Origin of the sequence: Streptomyces calidiresistens (assembly GCF_014141525.1) — a bacterium.
Taxonomy (GTDB): domain Bacteria; phylum Actinomycetota; class Actinomycetes; order Streptomycetales; family Streptomycetaceae; genus Streptomyces; species Streptomyces calidiresistens.
Window position 1 is genome coordinate 1 of record NZ_VKHS01001337.1, and the last position, 869, is coordinate 869.

The 869-nt window shown below is 74.6% G+C and carries 1 protein-coding gene; it reads left to right on the forward strand.

Annotation, left to right across the window (positions count from 1 at the left end; genetic code table 11):
- The first annotated feature begins 81 nt into the window (after nucleotides 1-81).
- Nucleotides 82-732 carry an O-methyltransferase gene (locus FOE67_RS27185; RefSeq protein ID WP_182667470.1) on the forward strand — a complete coding sequence of 217 codons (651 nt, stop codon included), beginning with the start codon at nucleotides 82-84 and terminating at the stop codon, nucleotides 730-732.
- Nucleotides 733-869 lie beyond the last annotated feature (137 nt).

Genomic DNA, 869 nt, shown 5'->3' on the forward strand with positions numbered 1-869 from the left:
GCACGGGCCCCGGCTGAGCCGGGGCCCGTGCCCCTCCCGCCCGCTGTCGGCTCCCGGCCGTAGGGTCGGCCCATGGAGCCCATGGAGATCGTGAACCCCGCGCTCGACAGCTACCTCATCGCCCACGCCACCCCCGCCGCCGACGAGGTGCTGCGCGATCTCGCCGAGGAGACCCGCCGCACCTACCCGGACCTCACGAGCATGCAGATCACGCAGGACGAGGGTGCCCTGCTGGCCCTGCTGGTGGGTTTGACGGGTGCCCGCCGGATCATCGAGGTCGGCACCTTCACCGGCTACTCCGCGCTGTGCATGGCCCGCGCCCTGCCCGCCGACGGCACCCTGCTGGCCTGCGACATCAACGAGGAGTGGACCTCCGTCGCCCGCCGCTACTGGGAACGGGCGGGAGTCGCCGACCGCATCGAGCTGCGGCTGGCCCCCGCCCTGGAGACCATCCGGGCCCTGCCCGCGGAGGAGACCTTCGACCTGGCCTTCATCGACGCCGACAAGGTCGGCTACCCCGACTACTGGGAGGCGCTGGTGCCCCGGATGCGGCGCGGCGGCCTGCTGGTGCTGGACAACGTCCTGCGCTCGGGGAAGGTGGTGGACCCGGAGGTCCGGGACGAGGCCACCGAGGCGATCCGCCGGGTCAACGACACCATCACCGCCGATGAGCGGGTGGAGTCCGTCCTGCTGCCCGTGCGCGACGGGGTGACCCTGGCCCGCCGGCTCTGAGGTCCGCCCGCGCGACCCGGGGGGACGACGCCACGGACGCCGTCCGACGGGATCCCCTCGGGGTCAGCGGGAGTCGTCACCCGGCGCGGACGGGGGCCGCTCCTCGCCGTCCCCCCGCCGCTCGCCCGTTCCCCCGG